The sequence below is a fragment of the Microbacterium hydrocarbonoxydans genome (assembly GCF_000956475.1).
In the GTDB taxonomy this organism is placed as follows: Bacteria; Actinomycetota; Actinomycetes; order Actinomycetales; family Microbacteriaceae; genus Microbacterium; species Microbacterium hydrocarbonoxydans_A.
On the sequence record NZ_JYJB01000008.1, the window covers coordinates 46,757 to 71,275 of the forward strand.

The 24,519-nt window shown below is 69.8% G+C and carries 24 protein-coding genes; 11 read left to right on the forward strand and 13 right to left on the reverse strand.

All coding sequences use genetic code 11. The features are described 5' to 3' along the window. Positions 1 to 8: 8 nt before the first annotated feature. Entirely contained in the window at positions 9 to 431 is a 423-nt protein-coding gene (locus RS84_RS06960) for a hypothetical protein (protein ID WP_045257070.1), read from the reverse strand. Positions 432 to 530: 99 nt separating this feature from the next. Between RS84_RS06960 and RS84_RS06965 the strand changes: the two genes are divergently transcribed. Then, on the forward strand, positions 531 to 1,823 hold the full coding sequence (locus tag RS84_RS06965; protein WP_045257071.1) for an Nramp family divalent metal transporter: 1,293 nt from the start codon (positions 531 to 533) through the stop codon (positions 1,821 to 1,823). Positions 1,824 to 1,931: 108 nt separating this feature from the next. Here RS84_RS06965 and RS84_RS06970 read toward each other — a convergent pair whose 3' ends face one another. Next, positions 1,932 to 4,469, reverse strand: coding sequence for a rhamnogalacturonan lyase (locus RS84_RS06970; RefSeq protein ID WP_045257072.1), 2,538 nt, complete (start codon positions 4,467 to 4,469; stop codon positions 1,932 to 1,934). 144 nt (positions 4,470 to 4,613) lie between these two features. On the opposite strand from RS84_RS06970, the gene RS84_RS06975 reads away from it, so the two are divergent. Genes RS84_RS06975 through RS84_RS19435 form a run of 5 tightly spaced genes read left to right on the forward strand, consistent with a single transcriptional unit; the run spans position 4,614 to position 7,140 of the window. Then, complete coding sequence (locus RS84_RS06975; RefSeq protein WP_045257073.1) at positions 4,614 to 4,907, forward strand: hypothetical protein; 294 nt, start codon at positions 4,614 to 4,616, stop codon at positions 4,905 to 4,907. A gap of 9 nt (positions 4,908 to 4,916) precedes the next feature. Beyond that, on the forward strand, positions 4,917 to 5,546 hold the full coding sequence (locus RS84_RS06980; protein WP_045257074.1) for a metal-dependent transcriptional regulator: 630 nt from the start codon (positions 4,917 to 4,919) through the stop codon (positions 5,544 to 5,546). Between the two features lie 41 nt (positions 5,547 to 5,587). Then, positions 5,588 to 6,400 carry an HAD-IIA family hydrolase gene (locus tag RS84_RS06985; protein WP_045257075.1) on the forward strand — a complete coding sequence of 271 codons (813 nt, stop codon included), beginning with the start codon at positions 5,588 to 5,590 and terminating at the stop codon, positions 6,398 to 6,400. A 3-nt stretch (positions 6,401 to 6,403) separates the two neighbouring features. Then, positions 6,404 to 6,973 (forward strand): YdeI/OmpD-associated family protein, encoded by a 570-nt coding sequence (locus RS84_RS06990; RefSeq protein ID WP_045257076.1) that lies wholly within the window; start codon positions 6,404 to 6,406, stop codon positions 6,971 to 6,973. After that, positions 6,970 to 7,140 (forward strand): hypothetical protein, encoded by a 171-nt coding sequence (locus RS84_RS19435; protein WP_192625230.1) that lies wholly within the window; start codon positions 6,970 to 6,972, stop codon positions 7,138 to 7,140. The genes RS84_RS06990 and RS84_RS19435 overlap by 4 nt, the downstream gene beginning before the upstream one ends. Positions 7,141 to 7,142: 2 nt before the next feature. Here the strand turns inward: RS84_RS19435 and RS84_RS06995 are convergent, their stop codons facing one another. The 9 genes from RS84_RS06995 to RS84_RS07035 all read right to left on the reverse strand — a co-directional run bounded on the left by RS84_RS06995 (position 7,143) and on the right by RS84_RS07035 (position 17,030). Then, a complete protein-coding gene (locus tag RS84_RS06995; RefSeq protein WP_045257077.1) occupies positions 7,143 to 8,768 on the reverse strand; it encodes an ABC transporter ATP-binding protein in 1,626 nt (541 codons plus the stop codon). Beyond that, a complete protein-coding gene (locus tag RS84_RS07000; protein WP_052676266.1) occupies positions 8,765 to 9,850 on the reverse strand; it encodes a serine hydrolase domain-containing protein in 1,086 nt (361 codons plus the stop codon). Before RS84_RS07000 ends, RS84_RS06995 begins: the two co-directional genes overlap by 4 nt. Beyond that, positions 9,847 to 10,995, reverse strand: a complete 1,149-nt coding sequence (locus tag RS84_RS07005; protein ID WP_045257078.1) for a mandelate racemase/muconate lactonizing enzyme family protein — start codon at positions 10,993 to 10,995, stop codon at positions 9,847 to 9,849. Before RS84_RS07005 ends, RS84_RS07000 begins: the two co-directional genes overlap by 4 nt. Further along, entirely contained in the window at positions 10,992 to 11,480 is a 489-nt protein-coding gene (locus RS84_RS07010) for a GNAT family N-acetyltransferase (protein ID WP_045257079.1), read from the reverse strand. Before RS84_RS07010 ends, RS84_RS07005 begins: the two co-directional genes overlap by 4 nt. Continuing rightward, the gene (locus tag RS84_RS07015) at positions 11,477 to 12,649 is read right to left on the reverse strand and encodes an anhydro-N-acetylmuramic acid kinase (RefSeq protein ID WP_045257080.1); all 1,173 of its coding nucleotides are present in this window, start codon (positions 12,647 to 12,649) and stop codon (positions 11,477 to 11,479) included. The genes RS84_RS07010 and RS84_RS07015 overlap by 4 nt, the downstream gene beginning before the upstream one ends. Next, a complete protein-coding gene (gene murQ, locus RS84_RS07020; protein WP_045257081.1) occupies positions 12,649 to 13,554 on the reverse strand; it encodes an N-acetylmuramic acid 6-phosphate etherase in 906 nt (301 codons plus the stop codon). Before murQ ends, RS84_RS07015 begins: the two co-directional genes overlap by 1 nt. Continuing rightward, positions 13,554 to 14,441, reverse strand: coding sequence for an ABC transporter permease (locus RS84_RS07025; protein ID WP_052676267.1), 888 nt, complete (start codon positions 14,439 to 14,441; stop codon positions 13,554 to 13,556). Before RS84_RS07025 ends, murQ begins: the two co-directional genes overlap by 1 nt. Continuing rightward, the gene (locus RS84_RS07030) at positions 14,438 to 15,409 is read right to left on the reverse strand and encodes an ABC transporter permease (RefSeq protein WP_045257082.1); all 972 of its coding nucleotides are present in this window, start codon (positions 15,407 to 15,409) and stop codon (positions 14,438 to 14,440) included. Before RS84_RS07030 ends, RS84_RS07025 begins: the two co-directional genes overlap by 4 nt. Positions 15,410 to 15,479: 70 nt before the next feature. Next, positions 15,480 to 17,030 (reverse strand): ABC transporter substrate-binding protein, encoded by a 1,551-nt coding sequence (locus tag RS84_RS07035; protein ID WP_045257083.1) that lies wholly within the window; start codon positions 17,028 to 17,030, stop codon positions 15,480 to 15,482. Between the two features lie 168 nt (positions 17,031 to 17,198). On the opposite strand from RS84_RS07035, the gene RS84_RS07040 reads away from it, so the two are divergent. Both RS84_RS07040 and RS84_RS07045 read left to right on the forward strand, forming a co-directional pair. Beyond that, on the forward strand, positions 17,199 to 18,101 hold the full coding sequence (locus RS84_RS07040) for a MurR/RpiR family transcriptional regulator (protein ID WP_045257084.1): 903 nt from the start codon (positions 17,199 to 17,201) through the stop codon (positions 18,099 to 18,101). Further along, on the forward strand, positions 18,098 to 19,261 hold the full coding sequence (locus RS84_RS07045; protein WP_045257085.1) for an MFS transporter: 1,164 nt from the start codon (positions 18,098 to 18,100) through the stop codon (positions 19,259 to 19,261). Before RS84_RS07040 ends, RS84_RS07045 begins: the two co-directional genes overlap by 4 nt. Here RS84_RS07045 and RS84_RS07050 read toward each other — a convergent pair. Continuing rightward, entirely contained in the window at positions 19,230 to 20,129 is a 900-nt protein-coding gene (locus RS84_RS07050; RefSeq protein ID WP_045257086.1) for an ROK family protein, read from the reverse strand. The genes RS84_RS07045 and RS84_RS07050 overlap by 32 nt on opposite strands. Next, positions 20,129 to 20,689: an orotate phosphoribosyltransferase gene (gene pyrE, locus RS84_RS07055; protein WP_045257087.1), complete on the reverse strand. Its 561-nt coding sequence runs from the start codon at positions 20,687 to 20,689 to the stop codon at positions 20,129 to 20,131. Before pyrE ends, RS84_RS07050 begins: the two co-directional genes overlap by 1 nt. Positions 20,690 to 20,825: 136 nt before the next feature. Here pyrE and RS84_RS07060 point away from each other — a divergent pair, with 136 nt between their 5' ends. The 3 genes from RS84_RS07060 to RS84_RS07070 all read left to right on the forward strand — a co-directional run bounded on the left by RS84_RS07060 (position 20,826) and on the right by RS84_RS07070 (position 24,439). Beyond that, positions 20,826 to 21,257 (forward strand): GlcG/HbpS family heme-binding protein, encoded by a 432-nt coding sequence (locus RS84_RS07060; protein ID WP_045257088.1) that lies wholly within the window; start codon positions 20,826 to 20,828, stop codon positions 21,255 to 21,257. Next, complete coding sequence (locus RS84_RS07065; RefSeq protein ID WP_045257089.1) at positions 21,254 to 23,434, forward strand: malate synthase G; 2,181 nt, start codon at positions 21,254 to 21,256, stop codon at positions 23,432 to 23,434. The genes RS84_RS07060 and RS84_RS07065 overlap by 4 nt, the downstream gene beginning before the upstream one ends. A gap of 159 nt (positions 23,435 to 23,593) precedes the next feature. After that, complete coding sequence (locus tag RS84_RS07070) at positions 23,594 to 24,439, forward strand: exodeoxyribonuclease III (RefSeq protein ID WP_045257090.1); 846 nt, start codon at positions 23,594 to 23,596, stop codon at positions 24,437 to 24,439. The last annotated feature ends 80 nt before the right edge of the window (positions 24,440 to 24,519 follow it).

The following is a 24,519-nucleotide window of genomic DNA, read 5'->3' on the forward strand; positions in this document are numbered from 1 at the left end:
GGCGCCGTTCAGTCGATGATGACGAAGAGCGTGCTCGACCACATCGTGAACCACAGCCCGGCGATCGCGAGCAGCGGCAGCAGCGCGACCACCCGGCGCGCGGCGCCTCCGTACCGCAGGGCGAAGGCCGTGACCACGACGGCCACGACCGTCGCGATGAGCGCGGCGATCGTGATGGGCCAGCCGGTCTGGGTGTCGCCCGCCTCCCAGTCGCACAGGCGACCGGCCGGCATGAAGGTGATCTCCGCGGTCCGCAGCGTGTTGTCGTGGGGCTCCACCCCCGGAGGAAGCTCGCTCGCCCAGCAGGAGTCGATCACATCCGCTCCGGCATCCACGCCCTGCGAGATGGCTGCCGTCGCCACGGGGAATACGCTCAGTACGCCCAGCAGCAGGAGCACCCACCAGGCGGTGCTCGTCCTCGTCAGCGACATCTTCCCTCCCCGTTCTGTGTAGCACGCGCCGCCTCGGACACCGTGAACCGTCGATCGATTGTTATTTAGGTTCACCGAAAAAATCGATAAGATTTCGGCATGCCTAAAACCACCGCGGTCGAAGAGGTCCGCGCCGCAGTCGCCCCCCGCAGTCTGTGGCTGCTCGGCCCCGCGCTCGTCGCGGGGGTCGCCTATCTCGACCCCGGCAACGTGGCGAGCAACATGACCGCCGGGGCGCAGTACGGCTATCTGCTCGTGTGGGTCGTCCTCGCCGGAAACGTCATGGCCTGGCTCATCCAGTACCTCTCCGCCAAGCTCGGCGTCGTCACCGGCCAGAGTCTGCCCGAGATGCTCGGCTCGCGGCTGCGGAACAGATGGGCCCGGCGGGCGTACTGGCTGCAGGCCGAACTCGTCGCGATGGCCACCGACCTCGCCGAGGTGATCGGCGGCGCCGTCGCACTGAACCTGCTCTTCCACGTGCCGCTGCTGTTGGGCGGCTTCATCACGGGCGCGGTGTCGATGATCGTCCTCGCGGTGCAGAGCCGTCGCGGTCCGCGGCACTTCGAGTTCGTGATCATCGCCCTCATGGCGATCATCACGTTCGGCTTCGTCGCGGGCGTCTTCGTCGCACCACCTGATCCGGCCGGCGTCGTCGGCGGCATCGTGCCGCGCTTCGAGGGAGCCGGCTCGGTGCTGCTCGCGGCATCCATCCTGGGCGCGACGATCATGCCGCACGCGATCTACGCGCACTCCTCGCTGGCCCGCGATCGCTTCGGCTCCTCAGGGCGACGCGGCGAGGAGACGGATGCTGCGGCAGAAGCCGCGCGAACCGAGCCCTCGCGCATCCGCCGCCTGCTGACGGCCACCCGGTGGGACGTGTCGATCGCGATGATCATCGCCGGCTCGGTCAACCTCTGCATCCTGCTGCTCGCCGCCGCGAACCTCGCGGGCGTGGAAGGGACCGACTCGCTCGAGGGCGCGCACGCGGCGCTCGCCGCGGGCCTCGGCCCCGTGGTCGCGACGTTCTTCGCCGTCGGCCTGCTGGCATCAGGGCTCGCGTCGACCTCCGTGGGCGCCTACGCGGGGGCCGAGATCATGCACGGCCTGCTGCACGTGCGGATCCCCCTGCTGGCGCGGCGCCTCGTCACACTGATCCCCGCGCTCGTCATCCTCGGGCTCGGCGTCGACCCCACACTCGCACTCGTGCTCAGTCAGGTCGCGCTGTCGTTCGGCATCCCCTTCGCGCTGATTCCCCTCGTCGCCCTCACGGCGCAGCGGCGCACGCTCGGGGCATACGCGAACCGCGCCTGGACGACGGTCGCGGGGGTGGTCGCATCCGTTCTCCTGATCGCGCTCAACGGCGCACTGCTCTGGCTGCTGCTCACCGCATAGTCCGCTCCGGTTCCGCCCCACGCCACCCCCGTTCCGCCCGCGAGCCCGGTCGAGAATCCTGCGATTCGTCGACCGGGCTCGCGAGAGGAGCTGATCAGCCAGGCACCGTCAACCGGTGAACTCAGTCGCCCACGTCGATTCGGCGCCATCGGCGATGCGGAACCACGCGTCGGGCACCGCGACGACGGTCACGTCGCCGACCACGCGGACCTTGTTCGATGTCGCCTTCACGCCGTTCACGTAGTAGCTCACGCCCGACGTGCCAGAGGGCAGCCGCACCTCGTCGTGCGCGGCACCCGGGCGGTCCTTGAACGTCGGCGCGAGCGGCGTGAGCGCTGTCGTCAGCACGGGCACGTCCGACCAGTCGATGTCGCTCGCGAGGTAGTACGAGGTGTACGCGGGCTGGTTGTACGTCGTCTGCTGACGAGCGGTCTCGGCCCGGTACTGCACGTCGTGCATCAGGGTCGTGAGCTTGTGCTGCGTCACCTCTGTCGTGGTGTAGAACCGGAGAGCGCTCGAGTCGGCCGTGCGCACGAGGAGCTCCTCGCGCCAGTCCCCGAGCACATCGGCGACGAGCGAGGGGTTGCCCTTGGTGCCGTTGTTGGTCAGCGTTCCCGTTGCGGTGAGCAGGGTGCCCCGCGTCCAGTCGTCGATCGTCGGGGTCGCGGTGCCGCTGCCGTTCACGATCTGCGTCGTGCCGTCACCCGCCCAGCGGATCGACATGTTCGTGCGAGGGTTCGTCGCGGAGAGCACCTGCCCCTTGGCGCTCAGAAGCCCGCTCGCGTCGGTGCCGCCGGGCATGCTCGCCCACACTTCGATGCCGGGGACGTCCGGTCGCACGTCGCCGACCATCGCGCGGCCGGTGTCCTTGCCGGAGTAGGCGCCGAACAGGGGCACGCCGGTGGCCGCATCGCGCAGCACCGAGCCATAGGGCGCATAGGTGCCGCCCTCGTGCGCGGTCCAGATCTCCATCCCCGGACGGCTCGGATCGATGTCGGCCACATGCATGGCGTCGCCGTGCCCGAGACGCACGTCGGCACCAGGGTCCGCGCTGCCCTCGGGCAGCACGTCGTGCGAGCTGTACAGCACGCTGCCGTCGTCGTCGATGGTGGCCGATCCGTACACGAGCTCCTGCGTGCCGTCGCCGTCGACATCCGCCGTGCTGAGCGAGTGGTCACCCTGCGTCGTGATGCCGCCGTAGACCGGGTCGGTGCCGTCGCGGCCGTGCGGGGAGTCATTGAACGGATTCGTCATCGGCACCTGTCCGCTGTCGACCTGCCAGCGCTGAGTGAGCTGCTCACCGTCCCAGTCGAGCGTCGTGATGGTGGTTCGCGTGTAGTAGCCGCGGGCGAAGACCGCTGACGGATGCTGACCGTCGAAGTAGCCGACGCCCGACAGGAACCGGTCGACCCGGTTGGCCGGCTCGATGCGGGCCATGGCGTAGTCGCCCCAGAGCAGGCCGTCATCTCCGCGCTCGGTGGGGTAGTCGATCGTCTCCAGCTCGGCGCCGCTCGCGCTGTCGAACACCGTGAGGTACTCCGGCCCGTCGACGATGAAGCCCTCGAACTCGCGCAGCAGGTTCTTGGCGCTGCGGCTCGGCGCGTACACGTCGATGAACGTGTCGGCGAGCTCTTGCGCACCCTCGCGGCTCAGCGGATACTCATGGGTGACCGGCATCCCCCATGCCTCTTCGAGCGTGGCGGGCCACTGGCCGGAGATCACCTCGGGTCGCTCGCTCCACCCGAGGAACATGTCGACGAGGTGCTCCTCGTAATCGGCGGCGCTGAGCCGGTAGTCGTCGGTGTTCGCGTAGCCGGCCTCGAGATCGGCTCCGGGCATCGTGATGTACTTCTCGCTCGCGATCGATCCGTCGGCGGCATAGCTGATCGACTTCGTGCCGGGTGCCGTCTTCAGCATCGTCTCCGATCGTCCGTCGCCGTCGAAGTCGTAGACGAGGAACTGCGTGTAGTGCGCGCCCGCGCGGATGTTCACGCCCAGGTCGAGACGGTTCAGCAGCGTGCCGTCGAGTTCGTAGGTGTCGATGTAGACGCTGCCGGTGTAGCCGCGCTGCGACACGTCCTTCGAGTTCGATGGGTCCCACTTCACGACGTACTCGTACTGGCCGTCGCCGTCGACATCGCCGACCGAGACGTCGTTGGCGGAGTACGTGTACGCCTCGCCCTTGGGGGTCACGCCGTCGGCGGGCTTCGTGAGCGGCAGATCGTGGTGTCCCTGCGCCCAGGCGGTGACGGGGGCGGAAGCGTCGAGCTCGACGCCGTTGAGGACGGGGGCGACCGTGTAGCTCGAGGTCGCGGCGCCATCGGCGTCGGCGTAGCTCGTGCTGTCGGTCACGACCGCGATGCGCTCGCCGTCGCGGTAGATCGCGAAGTCGGGCCCGGCGAGCCCGGTGTCGGTCGAGCCGGTCGTCTCCGAGGCGAGCAGGCGCCAGCTGAGGAAGACGCCCTCGGCGGTGGACACCGCGACGACACCGCGATCGAGCGTCTCGAGCTGCGGAGCGGTGGCTGCCGGGTGACGGTCTATCGGGAGGACGGAGGCGGATGCCGCCTGCGCGCCGCCCGCGAGCAGGCACCCGCTGGTGACCACAGCGACGGCGGCGAGGAACGGATGGGACCGGGGATTCTTCATCGAATACTCCTGAGCGAATGTCGGGGAAGCGTTTTCCGTGCCCGCCCGAAGGTACGCGCTCATCCGGCGCGGGTCAAGGTTTTTGACACGATTCATTCCTGCATCGGCACGGGCTCACGACGCAGAGCGGATACGCTGAAGCACATGCCCGCAGCATCCGTCGTCCGCCTTCTCACGTGGATCGGGCTCGCGACCGGGCTGCTCGGGGGCCTGCTCATCGCGTTCCCGAACGTGCTGCCCGCAGGAGGCCCGTGGGTGCAGCTCGCCCTGGGCATTGCGACGCTCGTCCTGGCGTTCCGCGCCCGCAAGATCGGCATCGCCAAGATCGACGGATTCGACGGCCGCCTGTCGCTCGCGGCGGCCCTGCTCGGATTCCTCGTCGTCTTCTTCGCCGGTCAGGTCGCCTTCGGCATCCTCGTCGACGTCGCGAATCCCTAGGCTGGAACCGTGGCCTCCCCCGCAGCTGACGACTACCTCAAGACCGTCTACGCGCACACCGAATGGCAGGATGCGCCGATCACGCCGTCGGTGCTCGCCGCCAAGCTCGGCATCGCACCGTCGAGCGTGACCGAGATGGTCAAGAAGCTCGCCGCAGCCGGGCTCGTCTCGCACGTGCCCTACGGGGCCGTGCGGTTGACGGATGCCGGCACCGAGCGCGCGCTCGCGATCATCCGTCGGCACCGTCTGATCGAGACCTGGCTGGTGCGCGAGTTCGGCTACGGCTGGGACGAGGTGCACGACGAGGCCGAGGTGCTGGAGCACACGATCAGCGACCGACTGCTCGAGGGCATCGACGCCCGTCTCGGCCGGCCCCGCTTCGACCCGCACGGCGACGCGATTCCGGATGCCGCGGGCCGGGTCGAGCGCGCGCCGTTCGTGCTGCTCGCCGACGCGCGTCCAGGGCATGTGGGTCGGGTGCTGCGCGTGAGCGACCAGGACCCTGCGGTCCTGCGCGTGATCGAGGCCGCCGGGGTCGACGTGGGCACCGAAGTCACGGTGACCGCCGACGGGATCACGGTCGACGGCGCTCCGGTCGCGGTGGGCGACGCCGCCGACGTGATCTGGCTCAGCGCCTGAGCTCTCTCCGCCGCGTCACCTGCTCCCTCTAGGCTGTGCACATGGCACAACGCGACGACATCGAATGCTGGCTCACCGACATGGACGGCGTGCTCGTCCATGAGAACGACGCCATCCCCGGGGCGTCCGAACTGCTCGCCGGGTGGGAGAGCTCCGGCATCCCGTACCTGGTGCTGACGAACAACTCGATCTTCACGGCCCGCGACCTCTCCGCCCGCCTGCGCACGAGCGGGCTGCACGTGCCGGAGGACCGCATCTGGACGTCCGCGCTCGCGACCGCCGACTTCCTGAAGCAGCAGCTGCCAGGGGGCTCGGCCTTCGTGATCGGCGAGGCCGGCATCCTCACCGCCCTGCACGACGCCGGCTTCATCATGACCGAGACGAACCCCGACTTCGTGGTCGTCGGCGAGACGCGCAACTACTCGTTCGAGGCGATCACGAAGGCGATCCGCCTCATCAACGACGGTGCGCGGTTCATCGTCACGAACCCGGATGCCACGGGTCCGAGCGCCGACGGACCGCTCCCCGCGACCGGCGCGATCGCGGCGCTCATCACCAAGGCCACCGGCAAGGAGCCGTACGTCGTCGGCAAGCCGAACCCGATGATGTTCCGCTCGGCTCTGAACAAGATCGGCGCGCATTCCAAGCGCACCGGCATGATCGGCGACCGTATGGACACCGACGTCGTCGCGGGCATCGAGGCGGGCCTGCACACCGTGCTCGTGCTCACCGGAATCAGCGACCAGGCCGAGATCGAGAAGTACCCGTTCCGCCCCGACGAGATCGTTCAGTCGGTCGCCGACCTGCTGCCGCGCATCACCGAGACGATCCCGACGGTGAAGACCAAGAAGTGACGCATGGGCGTTCTCGACGACGGTGAGCGGGTTCGGGCAGCGGATGCCGACGCCTGGCGCGCGTGGCTGGAGGAGAACCACGAGCGAGCGTCGGGCGTGTGGCTGCTGAGCGTGCGCGGCAATGCGAACGCCGGCGTCGGCTACGAGGATGCGGTGCGCCAGGCTCTTTGCTTCGGCTGGATCGACGGCCCCGTGCGCACCTTCGACGACCAGACGGTCGGGCAGTGGTTCTCGCCGCGACGTCCGTCGAGCGGCTGGGCGGCGACCAACAAGGCGCGCATCGCTGAACTCGAGGCCGCAGGGATGCTGGCGTCCGCCGGCATCCGGGTGCTCGACGCCGCAAAGGCCAACGGCTCATGGGAGGTGCTCGACGGGCCGGAGGCAGGCATCGAGCCACCCGAGTTCGCCGCCGCACTCGATGCCGTGCCCGCCGCCCGCGCGAACTGGGACGCGTTCCCGAAGTCGGCCAAGAAGCTCGGTCTCACGAACATCGCCATGGCCAAGCGTCCGGAGACCCGCGCGGCGCGGATCGCGAAGATCGTGGCGGATGCCGCAGAAGGCAGGCGTCCGTGAGCCAGAACGATCTGCTGTTCCTCGTCGTCACGCTGAGCCTGGCGACCTCGCTCGTGGTGATGGTCGTGCGGTTCTTCGCCTCGCGCCGCCGCGGTGGGGGCGACACGTCCGACGGCCGCGCGGGCTGGTGGGAGGGCCCCTGGGACGACGACGACCGGCGGCGCTGAGGTCACGACGCCAGCGACGCCCCCGGGATCGCAGCGAGCAGCTCCCGCGTGTACGGGTGCTGAGGGTCGTCGAAGAGCCGCTCAGGCGTGCCGCTCTCGACGATGACGCCGCGCTGCATCACGTGCACCTCGTCGGAGATCATCCGCACGACCGCGAGATCGTGGCTGATGAACAGGTAGCTCAGCCCGAGTCGCGCCTGCAGCGAGCCCAGCAGCTCGAGGATCTGCGCCTGCACCAGCACGTCCAGCGCCGAGACGGCCTCGTCGAGCACGACAAGCTCGGGCTCCAGCGCGAGGGCGCGGGCGATCGCGACCCGCTGACGTTGACCGCCTGACAGCTCGTGCGGCAGCCGCTCGCCCATCGCGGCGGGCAGCGCGACCTGTTCGAGGAGTTCGCGCACGCGCGCACGTCGGCTCTCGGACGTGCCGACCCGATGCACCCGCAGGGGCTCGGCGATCGACTCCGCGACGGTGTAGCGCGGATCGAGCGATGCGTAGGGGTTCTGGAACACGGGCTGCACCCTGCGGCGCAGCGCGAACAGCTCCCGACGCCGGAGTCCGGTGAGGTCGATGCCGTCGAACAGGATCGACCCCGCGGTCGCGTCTTCGAGACCGAGCACCATGTTCGCCGTGGTGGACTTCCCCGACCCCGATTCGCCGACGATCGAGACGGTCGTTCCGCGTGCGATCGTGAAGCTCACGCCGTCGACCGCGGTGAACGTCTGGGGCTCCCCCGGCTTGGGTGCTCGCAGCGCGAACTCCTTGCGCAGGTCGCGCACCTCCACGAACGGTGTCACGTCGCGGCGCTCCGGCCGGTCGCGCTGATCGCGACGCGACGCGAGACTCGGAGCTGCGGCGATGAGCTGCTTCGTGTACTCGTGCCGGGGGTTGCCGAGGACCTCCTCCGAGGTCCCTTCTTCGACGATCCTGCCGCGGAACATCACGACGATCCGGTCGGCGCGCTCCGCGGCGAGCGCGAGATCGTGCGTGATCAGGAACACCGCGGTTCCGAGTTCGCCGGTCAGCTCGTCGAGCTGGTCGAGGATCCGACGCTGCACTGTGACGTCGAGGGCGGACGTGGGCTCATCCGCGATCAGGAGCTTCGGGCGGCAGGCGAGCCCCATCGCGATCAGCACGCGCTGACGCATGCCACCCGAGAACTCGTGCGGATATTGGCGGGCACGGTGCGCGGCATCGGAGATCCCCACCATCTCCAGCAGCTCGACGACCCGCTCCGCCGTCTCCGCCCCGGAAGTGCGCCCGTGCACCTCGAGCGCCTCGCCGATCTGCGCGCCGACGCGCATCAGCGGATTCAGGTTCGACATCGGATCCTGCGGGACGAGACCGATCCCCGCGCCGCGCAGCGACACCATCGCATTCTCGCCGAGCTCGGTGAGCTCGCGACCGTCGAAGCGGATGCTTCCCGCGGTGATGACCCCGTTCTCCGGGAGCAGCCTGTTCACCGCCGCGGCCGTCGTCGACTTCCCCGAGCCGGACTCGCCGACGATCGCGACGGTCTCTCCGGCGGCGACGTCGATGCTGATATCGCTGATCGCGGTGACGAGCTCTCCGCCGGTGCGGAAGGCGACGGCCAGGCCGCTGATGCTCAGAACGGGCGCGGTGCTCATGGTGTTCTCGTTCCTTCGTCGGGGCCTTGCGGGCCGAGGATCTCGGGGAGGGCCGCGCGCCACAGGACATCGGTCGTCACGGGCTCGGCGGCGAAGAGGCGGTTGGACAGCAGCACGACCGATGCGCCGATGCCGGGGAGGACGCCGAGGGCGCAGCCTGTGAAGCCCGGATGCCACAGCATCCGCTCCGGCCGGCCGTCGACGCGCGCGAGCTCGCTGCGCCAACCCAGCGCCTGCCCCTGATCGGGACCGTCGCGGAAGAACTCCGTGACGGCCTCGACGGACCAGAGCTCCGGATGCTCCTGCGGCCGGGCGAGGGCGGAGCCGAGCTCGAGCAGCTCGCCGGCGGTCGAGAACAGACCGGCGTGGCCCGCGACGCCTCCGAAGGCGTGTGCGCAGTTGCCGTCGTCGGCGACCCCGAGGATCTCGTGGTCGCGCCAGGGGAAATCGCGACGCGGCGCCAACACCGGATAGGGCTCCCCCGTCTGAACCATCCGTCGTTCCGCGTCATCGCCGAGGGCGCTGGACGCGACGGGAGCGGCGACGGGCTCGAAGCTCGTGCGGGCGAGGCCGAGGGGCTCCGCGACCAGCGTCTCGAACGCCGCGCCGAGCGAGGTGCCGGCGACCTGCGAGATGATGCGGCCGAGCAGCATGAAGCCAAGGTCTGAGTAGTGGCGTTCCCGCCCTGGCGGGTACCTCAGTGGGAGCTCATCGATCGTCGAGGACGCAGCGGCGTCGAACAGGTACAGGGGCTGCCATTCCCACAGCCCCGCCCGATGCTGCAGGAGATCGCGCACAGTGGTCTGGGGCGCGCACGAGGTGCTTGGCAGCAGACGTGCCACTGTGTCATCGAGGGCGAGCACGCCCTCGGCGACGAGGCGCAGGATCATCGTGGTCGTCGCAGCGACTTTGGTCACCGAGGCCAGGTCGAACGCCGTCTCGGTCGTGACGGCGGTGCCGTCGAGCGAGGCCGTTCCGCCCGCTGACACGGATGTCCCGTGCGCCGAGGCGATTCCGGCGACCGCGCCGAGGGGAGCCGACGCATGGGCGAGAACCGCCCCGACGGCGGTGGCGACGCTCATGCTCGCACTCCTGCGCGGATGTCGAAGAGCACCTCGGCGTCGGCCTCGGGGTCGAGCCCGGCGACGCCGATCCCCACGACGTCGCCGAGTTCGAGCTGATCCGCGGCGGAGCGCGCTCCCCCGACGACCGGCGAGCGGCTCAGCCACAGCGCGGCGTCCAGGTCATGGGTCTCTTCGGGCGAGAGGGCGGCCGCGAGGTGCGCCGCCGCGGTCACCCCGACCGCCGACTCCATCATGCAGCCGAAGACGACGTCGAGGCCGTGCTCGCGGGCCGCGAGCGCCGCACGTCTCGCCTCGGCAGGCCCCCCCGTCTTCGCGAGCTTGATGTTGACGATCTGCGCCGCACCCCGCTCTGCGACGGCCCGCACATCGGCTGCCGTGCGCACGGATTCATCGGCCATGATCGGCGTCTGCACGGCTGCGGCGACGCGAGCGAGGCCGTCGAGATCCCCTGCCGCGACCGGCTGCTCGACGAGATCGAGCCCGAGTCCTGCGTCCTCGCACGAGCGGATGACGGCGATCGCCGTCGCGGCGTCCCACGCCTGGTTCGCGTCGACGCGCAGCGCGATCCCCTCTCCCACCGCGGCGCGCACAGCGCGGAGTCCGGCGAGCGCGTCCGTCTGGGCCGAGACCTTGGTCTTCAGACAGCGGAATCCGGCCGCGACATGCTCGGCCGCCTGCGCGGCGAGGTCGTCGGGGCCACCGGCGGAGAGCGTCATGTCGGTCCTGATGCGGAGGGACGGCGCGGAGGATGAGAAGGCTCCCTCGCCCTCGGCGAGCGCGACGTGCAGCGGGACGCCTCGTGCCTGCGCCGCGAGGTCGACGAGCGCGCATTCCATCGCGCTGCGCGCCGCCGCGTTGCCCCACACCACTCCGGCGAGACGCTCGCCCGCGTCGGCAGCGGCGGCATCGATGCCGAGCACGACGTCGGAGAACGGACCGGCCACGACCTCAGCGACGCTCGCAGGGCTCTCTCCCGTCACCCGCCAGCTGATCGCGGCTTCTCCCCATCCGCGACGCCCGTCGGAATCGGTCGCCTCGATCAGGACGACGTCGAGCGTGTCTGTGCGGCGCACGTTCGTGACGAAGGGGCGCACGAGCGGACTGGACACGCGCAGTACGCGCAGACGGTCGATCACGCTCATGGCAGCTCCCTGCGCATGCGCTGCTCCGGCTGCCCGAACTCGGGCTGCGTCCTGGTCGCGCCGTCGGCCCTCCACCCCTGCGCTTCGTAGAACCCGATCGAGGGAGCGTTGGCCGCGAACACCCACAACACGGCCGAGCGCGCGCCCGCTCCCGTCAACGCGTCGACGGCCGCAGTCAGCAGCAGACGGCCGACACCGCCGCCGTGCGCCTGCGGGGAGACGTACAGCGAGTGCACGATCCCCCGGTCCCCCGCGCGGACGAAGCGGGTGAGCCCGAGGATCGTCACCTCGCGCTCGGCGACACGCACCTCGCCCTCCTCGTCAGCGAGGGCTCTTGCCCACAGCGCCCGCGCGCGCTCGTCGGTCATGGCCTCGATGACTGCGGCCGGGAGGATGCCGCGATAGCTCTCGCGCCAGCATCCGAGGAACACGCCGAGCACCCCGGACAGATCGTCCGGGGTCGCACGGCGCACCTCGACCGTCATGACGCCGCTGCCGCCGTCAAGGTCAGCGTCGCGATGCCGCCGAGCGGCGCCGGCAGCACGAGGGGCCCGGCGCCCGGGGTGATGGTCCCGAGGATGCGGGGCTCACGTGCTCCGGTGCCGCCGGGCACGATCGCCGGCACTCCGTGCAGCGTGCACCAGCCGATCAGCGCGAGGAGGATCGCCTCCTTGCCGTCGGCTGGAGCCCCCAGCTGGTCAGCCAGCACGACCTCGGTCTCGGGAAGCGCGGCTCGCAGACCGTCGAGGATGAGGGGGTTGCGGCACCCGCCCCCGGAGACCGCGAGGAAGCCGATGCCGGCGGCGCGCACGTCGCGGGCGACCGTGCGCACCGTCAGCTCGGTCAGCGTTCGCACGAGATCTGCGACCGGGATCTCGCGCCCCTGCGCGGCCAGGTGCTCGTGCACGTAGCCCAGATGGAAGTGCTCCTTGCCCGTGCTCTTCGGCGGGGTGAGCGCGTAGTACGGGTCGGTGAGGAGCGCCTCGAGCAGGCGCTCGTCCACCTCACCCGTGCGAGCGATCCGAGCATCGTCGTCGTAGCCGAGCGGGTTGAGGCCCTGCTCGACGATCACGGCGTCGACCAGCGCATTGGCGGGGCCGATGTCGTAGGCGACGAGGCCGTCGGGTCCGACCACCGTCATGTTCGAGATGCCGCCGAGGTTGAGGGCTGCCGCGGTCCCCTCGCGCGAGCGCAGCAGCAGCTCGTCGAGGAACGACACCAGCGGCGCGCCGTGGCCGCCCGCGGTGATGTCGCGGATCCGGATGTCGGAGACGACGGGAACGCCGAGGCGCTCGGCGATCCAGGCCGGCTGCCCGATCTGCAGCGTCCCGAGGGCGTGCGCGCCGTCGACCCAGTGGTAGACGGTCTGGCCGTGCGAGCACACGGCGTCGACGCCCCCGGTCTGCGCGGTCACCTCGGCCGCGACCTCGGCGAACGCCTGTCCGATGAGGGTGTCGAGTTCGCAGATCTCGGCGAGCGTGGTCTGCGCAGGCGGGAGCGCGGCGATCAGCCGCGCTCTCAGCTCGGGGGCGTAGGGCACGCTGGTCGAGGCGAGCACCGCGCCGGTGAGCTCTGCGCCCTCCGTGGTGAAGTCGACGACGGCCGCATCGATCCCGTCGTGCGAGGTGCCCGAGATGAGCCCGAGAACGCGCATCAGTCCTTCTCCAGTGCAGTGCGCAGCCGGCCATCGGCCGCCCTGAGGCGTGAGGTCGCGGCGGCGAGGTCCTCGCCGCGTCTGATCATGATCGCCGCGACCTTGACGTCGTACTGCGCCTCGTCGAGGGCGCGGACCGCAGCATCGCGGTCGACGTCGGCGATCGTCCGCACCATCCGGATCGCGCGCTCGCGCAGCTTGTGGTTGGTGGCCTTCACATCGACCATGAGATTGCCGTAGACCTTGCCCTGGCGCACCATGACGATCGTGGAGAACATGTTGAGCACGAGCTTCTGCGCGGTGCCCGACTTCAGACGGGTCGAGCCGGTGAGCACCTCGGGTCCGACTTCGACCTCGATGCCATGATCGGCGGCGGCGCTGAGCTCGGTACCCAGGTTGCACGACAGGCCGACGGTCAGCGCCCCGCGCTCGCGGGCGCGGCGCACCGCAGTCACCACGAAGGGGGTCCGCCCGCTCGAGGCGATCCCGATCACAGCGTCCAGGGGGCCGATCGCCGCCTGGTCGACGGCGGCGGAACCGGCATCCGCGTCGTCCTCTGCGCCCTCCACCGGGTTCACGATCGCACCGGAGCCGCCCGCCATGATCGCGAACACGAGCTCGGGCGGGGTGCTGAAGGTCGGAGGGCACTCCGAGGCATCGAGCACGCCGATCCGGCCCGGCGTACCGGCGCCCACGTAGATGAGGCGCCCCCCGCGCGCCATCCGCTCGGCGGCTGCCTCGATCGCCGGCACGATCTGCGGCAGTGCGCGCTCGACGGCGGCCGGCACGGTCGCATCGGCCTCGTTCATGGTCCGCGCGAGCTCCGCCACGCTCATGCGGTCGAGATCCGCGTACCGCGGATCGCTGGCCTCGGTCACCAATGTGCTCAGATTCTCCACGGTCATCATCGCCTTCCCCTGTTGCGCGGATCAAGGCTGTCGCGCAGGCCGTCGCCCAGCAGGTTGAGTCCCACCACGAGCAGCACGACCACGGCCCCGGGAGCGATCATCGTCCACGGGGCGATGGTCACCAGCGTGCGGGCCTCGAAGATCATCGACCCCAGAGACGGGGCGGGCGGCGGCGTGCCGAGACCGAGGAAGCTGAGCGACGCCTCGGTGAGCACCGCCCAGGACAGAGACAGCGTGACCTGGACGATGATGATCGAGGTGATGTTGGGCAGCACGTGCCGGAACATCGTCGCCATGCGGCTCTGGCCCGTGCTCTTGGCGGCCTTGACGTACTCGACCTCTCGCAGCGAGAGCACGGGTCCCCGGGTGACGCGGATGAAGATCGGCACGTAGACGATCGCGATGGCCACCGCGATCGTGAACCAGTTGCGGTCGAACACCGAGGCCAGGGACAGCGCGAGCAGCAGCGGCGGGAACGCGAACAGCACGTTCGTCACCGCGGTGATCGCTCCGTCGGAGACGCCCCGGTAGAACCCCGCGACGAGGCCGCACACCGTGCCGACGACGGTCGCGAAGGCGACGGCGACGACGGAGATGAGCGCAGAGTTCGCGACGCCGGCGGCGACGCGCGCGAAGACGTCGCGGCCGAACTGATCCGTGCCGAACCAGTGCGCGCCGTTCGGAGCCTGCATCCGTGACGGCGGATCCTGCGCGAGCGGATCGAACGGCAGCATCCCGAATGCCGAGATGAGGCTGAGCGCGGCGAGCAGCACGACGATGATGAGCCCCGTGAGTCCGCTGCGGCTGTGCAGCAGCAGCCGCACGCGTTCGATGGTCCGGCCTCCGCCGGGGGCGAGGGTCGGGGTCTGCGAGATGTCTGTCATGCGGCACGCACCCGGGGATCGATGACCCGGTAGAGCAGGTCGGTGAGCAGATTGACGATGACGAAGGCGAGCGCGATCACGAGCACCGTGCTCTGGACCAGCGCATACTCCTTCTGCTGGATCCCGAGCAGAACCTGGCGTCCGATGCCCGGGAGGGAGAAGATCTGCTCGACGACGACGGCTCCGCCCAGCAGATAGCCGAACTGCAGACCGGTCATCGTGACGATCGGAACCAGGGCATTGCCGAGCACGTGGCGCAGCTGCAGCCGGCGCGGCGGCACACCCTTGGCGCGTGCGGTGCGGATGAAGTCGTTGGCGCGGATCTCCAGCACGGCCGTGCGCGTGGTGCGCATGATGGGCGCGGCGATCCCGAAGCCGAGCACGACCGAGGGAAGCAGCATCTGCTGCAGGTTGAGGACGGGGTCCTGAAAGAAGTGCGCGAATCCCTGGCCGTTGGGATTGAAGCCGAATGACGAGGCGAGCACTGCGAGCAGCGCCGTCCCGAGCAGGAACGCCGGGATCGACAGGCCGGCGAGGCCTACGACCTGACCGGCGCCGTCTCTGATCGAGTCGGGCTTCGACGCCGAGAGCATGCCGAGCGGGATGCCGATCAGCAGGGCGATGACGATCGAGAAGATCGCGAGCTCGAACGTGACGGGCAGTGCCGCCGCGGTGAGGTCGAGCACGCTGGTCTGCGCGCGGGAGGAGAAGCCGAGGTTGCCGGTGAAGATGTTGCCGAGCCATGAGAAGAACTGCACGAAGAGCGGCTGGTCGAGACCGTAGTACGCCTCGAGGGCGGCACGCTGGGCCGGGGTCAGGGCCGCAGCCTCTGTTCCGAGGCCGGAGCTGATCTGGTCGCCGGGGATGGCGCGCAGCATCAGGAAGACGAACACGGCGACGCCGAGGAGCGTGCCGAGGGCTGCGAGGATGCGGCGCAGCACGCTGTTGCGGAGGAGCTGTCTGAACATGCGCTGGTGGATGCCTGTCGTCGGGGCGGCGGTGCGAGCGGGACTCGCCCGCACCGCCGCGTCGCACTGCTTACTTGATGGAGGTCGTCCGCAGGTACTGCAGCGAGCCGTTCGCCATCGGGACGAAGCCGTCGACGGTCGACGCCGTGGCCGTGTAGGTGTAGCTGGTGAACAGCCAGATCCACGCCGCGTTGTCCTCGAGGTTCTCGGAGACCTGCGCGTAGATCTCCTTGCGCTTCTCGGGGTCGGCGGTCTGACGTCCCTCCGCGAACAGGGCGTCGAGCTCGGGCGACGAGTACCCCGCGACCTTGTTCAGGTTGCCGGTGCTGGTGAAGTAGCGGCCGTACATGCCGTCGGGATCGGGGCGTCCGCCGTTGAGGGCGACGGCGGCGTCGAAGTCGGCGGCGATCCAGCGGTCGACGAACGCTCCGGACTCGAGCACCTCGAGTTCGAGCGTGATCTTCGCGTCGGCGAGCTGCGCCTTGAGGTTCTGCGCTTCGTTGACCGATGTCGCGTACTCGCCCTGCGAGACGATGGCCTTGATGGTCACTCCGTCGGACTTGCCAGCCTTGTCGAGGTAGTCGGCTGCCTTGTCGAGGTCGCGCTCGGGGCACGGACGGGCGTCGGGGTCGGACTTGTACGCCGGCGAGGTGATCGGACCGGTGACTTCACCTTCGCCGAGTGCGGCGGTGTCGAGCACCTCCTGACGGTCGATCGCGCACTGGATCGCGAGACGAACGTTCACGTCGGCGAGGTCGCCGTGCGTGGCGTTGAGCTGAAGCGCGTGGTAGCTCAGCTGCGGGGTCGTCGCCACCGTCACGTTCGCGCCCTCGGCGGTCTGCGCGACGAGCGGGTCGTCGAACACGGCCAGCTGCACGTTGCCGGACTGCATCGCCGAGACGATGGAGGATTCGTCGGGGATCACCCGGAACTCGACCGTGTCCAGGAGCGCGGCGTCTCCCCAGTAGTCGTTGTTCTTCGCGAGGGTGAGCGACTGGCTGGGCGTGCGGTCTTCCATCACGAACGGACCGGTGCCGTTCGGGGTGGTGTTCAGGCCCTCCTCGGTGTCGTCCGAGGAGAGCATGGCCATGTTGATCACGGCGAGGTTCGCCGGCAGCGCGGCGTCCGGGGTCTTCAGGGTCACGGTGACGGTCTTCTCGTCGGTCGCCTCGACGCCGGCCACGGATGCGAGCGAGCTGCGTGCGACCGCAGCCGTCGCCTCCGCCGCGATCGCGTCGAGAGAGTACTTCACGTCCTCGGAGCCGAAGGTGCTGCCGTCGGCGAAGGTGACGCCGTCGCGGAGGTGGAAGGTCACGGTGAGGCCGTCTTCCGAGACATCCCACGACTCGGCGAGCCCGGGGACGACGTTGAGGTCCTCATCGAACTCGGTGAGGGTGCCGTAGATGTTCTGCAGGACGTTCACGGCCTGGAACTGCGTGGCCTTCCAGGGGAACAGGGTGTCCGGATCACTGGTGACGCCGATGACGAGGTCGCCTCCGGCGGCCGCACCGTCCGACTGCGCAGGCTTCGACGACGGGGCCGAACAGCCGGTGATGACGAGGGCCAGGGCGACTCCTGTCGCAGTGAGGGCGCCGAAGGACGCCCGCCGTGCTGTGCTCATTGCTGATTCCTCCAGGCTTGGGGATGCATCGCTTCGACGTCGGGTCAGCTGATCGCTGTTGTCGCCCCGCGAACATCATCGGTCTTGGTGAGTACCAAAAGTACACCAAGTTCGCTTCTCATGTAACAAAAATTCCTCTACTGTGTGATCAGCGATCGGAGACTGCCCATGCCCTACGAAGCCGCCCGCGACGACGCCGGCGCCCACCCCGTCCTCGTCCGCATGCGCGCGATACGCCCCGAGCTCCGCCCCAGCGAACAGCGCATCGCCGACCTGTTCCTCGCAGACCCCGCGACCACCGCCGGGTACTCGGTCGCCGAGCTCGCGCAGCGATGCGGCACGTCGACGACCTCTGTCGTCCGCTTCTGCAAGCGGCTGGGATACGACCACGTGCGCGAGCTGCGCAACCACGTCCTCCGCGACGTCGAGCGCGAGACCTTCGACACCGCGGCCCTGCCCGACGTCTCGGGCGACATCGACCGCAACGACACCCTGGCCGATATCGTCGCCAAGGTCTCGCTCGCCGAGACCCTGTCCCTCGCCGACACCGCGAAGGTCCTCGACACCGACGCGCTCAGGGCATCGGTCGACGCCATCACCGCCGCGAGCCGCGTCGACATCTTCGGCGTGGGCGCGAGTTCGATCGTGGGCCTCGACCTGCAGCGCAAGCTGACCCGCATCGGCAGGACCGCGCTCGAATGGTCGGACCCGCACGCGGCGTGGACTTCTGCCGCCACACTCCAGCCGGGCAACGTGGCCATCGCGGTGTCGCACAGCGGTGCGACCACCGACACGATCGAGTTCCTCATGCTGGCGCGGCACTCCGGCGCCACGACGATCGCGATCACGAACCACTCCGGCGCTCCGCTGGCCGGTCAGGCCGACATCGTCCTCACGACCGCGGCCAGGGAGACGGGCTTCCGCTCCGGCGCGCTCGGCAGCCGAATCGCCCAGCTGATGGTCGTGGACTGCATCTTCATCGGCGTCGCGCAGTCCAACTACGACCGGTCCATGGAGGCGCTCCGAGACACCTTCGCCGCCGTCCACCACGTGCGAGCTTCGGGCGCGTGAGCCGTTCGCGCCGCCATGCCCTCACCGGCTTGTTCGCGGCGTTCGCGAGCCTGGGCGTCACCGCATCGTTCGTGCCGGCGGTCCTGCCCGCGGCGGAAGCGAGCATCGGCGCCGATCTGAGCCCGGCCGTCCCCGCCCTGTTCGCCGGGCTACTGGTCGGAGTCCTGCTCTCCGGCCCCCTGATCCTCCGGCACCCCGCTCGCACGACCCTGATCATCGGCAGCGCACTACAGGCCGTCGCACTCGTGGCCGGAGCATGCGCTGACACCGCCGCGCTCTTCTTCGTCGCGGCCGCCATCGCGGGAACGGGATTCGGCCTGGTTGAGGCCTCAGGCTCTGTTACTGCGAAAGACGTGGCGACTGGCAGCGCCACGGGAGTGCTGAGCGCGCTCACCGGGACGGTGGCCGTGAGCGCGGCGATCACTCCGCTTGCAGTGTCGGCCGGAGCCGGCGCCCTGCCCGTGCTGAGCGCTCTCGCGGCGGTTCCGCTCACGACGATCCTGCTCCTCGCGATCGCGCGGACCGAACGCCGAGAGGCCGCCGCGCCTCTTCCCAGGAAGCTCGGGGTTCTGGCATCACTGGCGCCGTTCGCCGTGGCATTGCCGCTCTACGTCGGGGTCGAGACCGTCCTGTCCGGCTGGTCGGCCGTCATCCCCGAGCGCGCACTCCTCCTCTCTCCTGCGACCGCTGCTCTCGGCACGACGGCGTTCTGGACGCTGATGGCGCTCGGACGGTTCGGGGCCGCGGGACTCCGCAGGCGAAGCGTGCCCCCGATCGCCATCCTCGCCGGGGGCACGACGGGCGCCGCCGTGCTGATGGGATCCGCAGGACTCCTCGTCGCCGCGGCGCCGATCGGGGCGCTCATCGCGCTCGCGGCATCGGTCGCTCTGCTCGCCCCCAGCTACGGCCTCATCGTCGGCCTCGCGCTCGATCCGCTGGACACCGCGCAGAGCGCGGCGGTCACCGGCGCCCTGGTCGCCTGCGGCGCCCTCGGCGGCACCTTCGTGCCCGCTCTGGTGCTGCTGATCGGCCGCGATCCCGCGTCGAGCGCGACTTTGCTCGTGTCAGCAGGGCTGTGCGCGGCCGTGCCGGTTCTGACAGTGTTCGCGGTGCGTCACCCGTTCAGGGTCAGCGCAGAACGAACGCGGCCGCCCCGATGAGCGGCCCTTCATCGCCGAGACCAGAGCGCACCACGCGCGTCCGCCGCGAGTACTCGTGCGCGGCGCTCGCCGTGAGCGCCTGCTGCACGAGGTCGATGTAGTCGGCCGACACCCGCGAGAATCCGCCGCCGATCGCCACCGTGTCGAGGTCGACGAGCGTCGCGGCATCCGCCAGCGCTTCGCCGACCGCCTTCGCCGACCGCTCGATCGCCGCGCGGGCGACGGCGACGCCGGCTGCGGCATCCTTCGCCAGGTCTTCACCCGTGGAACCCGCCCACCCCTGCTGCCGCGCCCACGCGGCGCTCGCAGGCCCCGAGGCGATCTCCTCGAGCGTCAGCCCGCCCTCCCGGCGGACCTGGCCGAGGTGACCGGCGTTGCCCGAGGCGCCAGAGATGTAGGCGCCGTTCACCACGAAACCGCCGCCCACCCCCGTCGACACGACGATCGCGAGCGAGGAGCGCGCGCCCTTCGTGGCGCCGAGCCAGGACTCGGCGAGCGCGAGCGCACCGCCGTCGTGGCCGAACACCGTCGGCAGCTCACGGCCGAGAATCCCGGATGCGGTCCTGCGCACGGCATCCGCGAGTGCGTACCCGCGCGCTGCCGGCATGTTCACGGGGAGGATCTGGCCGGAGTTCCGGTCGATGGGACCTGCGCTGCCGATGCCGGCGCCGACGAGCTCGGCGTCTTCGGGGAGGCGGGAGAGAGCGTGGGCGACCACGGCCGCGATCGCGTCATCGAGCGACGCGGGGGTCGCCTCCCGTCCCGTCTCCCGGCGACTGCGACTCCCGCGCACGAGCGCGCCGTCCTCGCCGACGAGCGCGGCCTCCATCTTGGTGCCGCCGACGTCGACGGCGAGGGCGAGGCGCATCACTGCGGGTCGAGCCCCAGGTCGTCGAGGTCGAACGCGGCACGCCACTCGAGGCCCTCGGCCTCGATCGCGGCCTGCGCCCCGGTCTTGCGGTCGACGATCACGGCGACGGCGACTATCTCGGCGCCTTCCTTGCGCAGCGCCTCCACCGCCTTGAGCGCCGACTGCCCGGTGGTCGAGGTGTCTTCGAGCACGACGACGCGCTTGCCCTTGACGTCGGCGCCTTCGATCTGGCGGCCGCGCCCGTGGTCCTTCGGCTCCTTGCGCACGACGAAGGCATCCAGCGGCGTGCCGGCGGCGACCGAGGCGTGCAGCACCGAGTTCGCGATCGGGTCGGCGCCGAGAGTCAGTCCGCCGACGGCGACGACATCGAGGTCTGCGATCAGGTCGAGCATGATGCGGCCGATGGCGGGAGCTGCCCGATGGTCGAGGGTGAGCTTGCGCATGTCGACGTAGTACGTCGCCTTCTTGCCGCTGGAGAGCGTGAAGTCGCCGTGGAACACCGCCTCGTCCTTGATGAGATCGAGAAGGGCCTGGCGGTCTGCGTCGAGTGCGGTCACGCTGACCAGTGTAGAAGCAGCGGATGCCGGATTCCCCGTCCACGTCCTGGACAACATCCGCCTTCATGTCGTAGTATTCCATCATGCGAAATCACTTATTCGCATGATGAATAGTCAGAACAGGGAGGAGACGCCGATGTCTACCCACCGCCAGACGGTCGCGATCACCTACGAGACGGCCGTCCGCGCCGTCTCGATCGCCATGGAGGTCGGCGAGACCTCCGGCGTGAAGGCCGTCGTCTCGGTCGCCGACCCGTCGATGACCCTGATCGCCTACGGCATGGCCGATGGCGCGACGCCGCACAGCGCCGAGACGAGCAAGCGCAAGGCCGCCACCTCGGCATCCACCCGCCGTCGCACCGGCCTCATCCCCGAAGCGCTGACCACCGCACTTCCCCTGGGCACAGGGGGCGCGCTCACGACGATCGACGGAGGCGTGCCGATCTTCTTCGGCGAGACCTGCGTCGGCGGCCTCGGCGTCGCAGGCGGCAGCCCCGCCCAAGACATCGAGATCGCACTCGAGACCCTGAAGCGCCTCGGCGCTCGAGTAGAAGGACTGGAATCATGACCTCGTATCTCTCCCGTGCCGACCTCTCGGTCGCCGAGCCCATCGTCGAGTTCGCCGAGTCGGCGCTGGCCGATTCCGGCCGTGACGCAGAGGCGTTCTGGGCCGGGGCGAGCGCGCTGATCCACGACCTGGTGCCCCGCAACGCCGCCCTGCTGCGCACCCGCGATGAGCTGCAGCAGCGCATCGACGACTTCCACCGCGCGAATCCCGGCGTCCCCGACAAGGACGCCTATCGCGCCCTCCTCACCGAGATCGGATACCTCGCGCCTGTACCCGAGCACGTCGCCGTCACGACCGAGAACGTCGACGCGGAGCTTGCGACCATGGCCGGACCGCAGCTGGTCGTGCCGCTGCTGAACGCACGGTTCGCGATCAACGCCGCGAATGCCCGATGGGGCTCGCTGTACGACGCCCTCTACGGCACCGACGCGATCAGCCAGGAGGGCGAGCTCGCCCCTGGCAAGGAGTTCAACTTCACCCGCGCGGCCGAGGTCGTGGTCTGGGGTCGAGAGCTGCTCGACGAGATCGCCCCTCTCGCCGAGGGGTCGCACCGCGACGCCACCGGCTATCGGATCGACGCCGATGGGCTCATCGTCGACACCGCGGGCGGCGAGCGCCGCCTGCGCGATACCTCGGGGTTCGTCGGCTACACCGGAGCGGCGGATGCTCCCACCGCCGTGCTGCTCGTGCACAACGGCCTGCACGCCGAGATCGTGATCGATCGCGACGGCCGGATCGGGAAGACGGATGCTGCCGGCGTGCAGGACATCATCCTCGAGTCCGCGGTCACCGCGATCCTCGACCTGGAGGACTCCGTCGCGGCCGTCGACGGCGATGACAAGGCGCTCGGATACCGCAACTGGCGCGGCTTCATGGACGGCACGCTCAGTGAGACGGTGACCAAGGGCGGGCGCACGTTCACGCGCACCCTCGCGGCGGACCGCACCTACACAAGCGCAGACGGATCAGAGATCACCCTTCCCGGACGTGCACTGCTCTTCGTCCGCAACGTCGGCCATCTGATGCGCACCGACGCGGTGCTCGACCGCGAGGGCGAGCCGATCTTCGAGGGCATCCTCGACGCGATCATGACGGCTCTCGGGTCGCTCCCCGAGCTCGAGGGTCCGAACGCCGGCCGCAACTCGCGCACGGGGTCGATGTACATCGTCAAGCCCAAGATGCACGGACCAGAGGAGGTCGCGTTCGCCGCCGAGCTGTTCGGCCGCGTCGAGCAGCTGCTGGGGCTCCCCGAGCGCACCATGAAGGTCGGCATCATGGACGAGGAGCGCCGCACCTCGGCGAACCTCGCAGCCGCGATCGCCGCGGCATCCGACCGGGTGGTCTTCATCAACACGGGATTCCTCGATCGCACCGGCGACGAGATCCACACCTCGCTGCACGCGGGTCCGTTCCTGCCGAAGGCCGCGATCAAGCAGCAGCCGTTCATGAAGGCCTACGAAGACCGCAACGTCGCGATCGGCGTCGCGTGCGGCCTCGACGGGCATGCCCAGATCGGCAAGGGCATGTGGGCCGAGCCCGACCTCATGCACGACATGCTGCAGAAGAAGATCGCGCATCCCCAGTCCGGAGCATCCACCGCCTGGGTCCCCTCCCCCACGGCCGCGACGCTGCACGCCCTGCACTACCACCAGGTCGACCCGTTCGCGGTGCGCGCGACGCTCGCGCCCGTCGGCGACGACGCGCTCGACGCGCTGCTCGTTCCGCCGCTGGCCGGCGAGGGCGACCTCACGCCCGAGGTCGTGGCGGAGGAGATCGACAACAACGTGCAGTCGATCCTCGGGTACGTGGTGCGCTGGATCGACCAGGGCATCGGCGTCTCGAAGGTGCCCGACATCAACGGCGTGGGCCTCATGGAAGACCGCGCGACGCTGCGCATCTCGAGCCAGCTGCTGGCCAACTGGCTGCAGCACGGCGTGATCACCGAGGAGCAGATCGACGACAGCCTGCGGCGTCTCGCCGTGGTCGTGGACGAGCAGAACGCGGGAGATGAGAACTACGAGCCGCTGGCGTTCGGCGAGGGCGAGCAGCCCGGCATCGCGTTCACCGCGGCCCGCCGCCTGATCGTCGAGGGTGCGTCGCAGCCCAGCGGCTACACCGAGCCGCTGCTGCACGGCCTGCGGCGCGAGAAGAAGGCGCAGCAGGCGGCGCGGGTCTGAGCCCGAGGGGCGCCGGTCTTCGTGGGGCGCCCCACTCGGAGAAGTACGCTTCCCTCGGTTGAATTCACCGGATTCGACCGAGGGATGCGCACACTTCCGAGGCACGTGCTCGCGCCGGCCCCGGCATCCGCTGTCCGACCCCGCAACTAGGCTGGTCTCATGCGCTTGGCCACCTGGAACGTCAACTCCATCCGCACCCGCGTCACCCGCACCGTCGAGTTCGCCGTCCGTGAAGACATCGACGTGCTGGCGATGCAGGAGATCAAGTGCAAGCCCGAGCAGTTCCCGTACGGGCCGTTCGAAGAGGCCGGGTACCACGTCGAGGTGCACGGATTCAATCAGTGGAACGGCGTCGCGATCGCGAGCCGGCTTCCCATCACCGACGTGCAGACCGCGTTCGCGGGCATGCCCGGTTTCGCGAAGGGTCACGAGGGGCCGGATGCTCCGCAGGAGGCCCGTGCGCTCGGCGTGATGGTCGACGGGGTCCGGATCTGGAGCCTGTACGTGCCCAACGGCCGCTCGCTCGACGATCCGCACCTCGCCTACAAGCTGCACTGGCTCGAAGAGCTGAAGAAGTCCACCGCCGCCGAGCTCTCGGCCAACCCCGAGCTGCCGCTCGCGCTGGTCGGCGACTTCAACATCATCCCGTTCGACGCCGACAACGGCGACCCCGACATCGTCGTCGGCCGCTCGACGCATGTGTCGCCGCCCGAGCGCGCCGCGTTCTTCGCGCTGGCGGATGCCGGAGTCAGCGACGTCGTTCGTCCGCTGCTTCCCGAGGGGTACACCTACTGGGACTACCAGAGGCTGAAGTTCCCGCGCAACGAGGGCATCCGCATCGATTTCATCCTCGGTTCGAAGACCTTCGCAGATGCCGTCACCGGCGCGTCGATCCACCGGAACGAGCGCAAGGGCGAGCAGCCCAGCGACCACGTGCCCGTGGTGGTCGATCTCGACTTCGGCGGCTCCGCCGAGGACGACGATCTCCCCATGATCTTCTCCTGATCCCCCGCGCGGATCCCTGAGCCGTACCTGGGTCCCTGAGCCTGTCGAAGGGTCCGGTCATTGAGCGAGCGAAGCGAGAC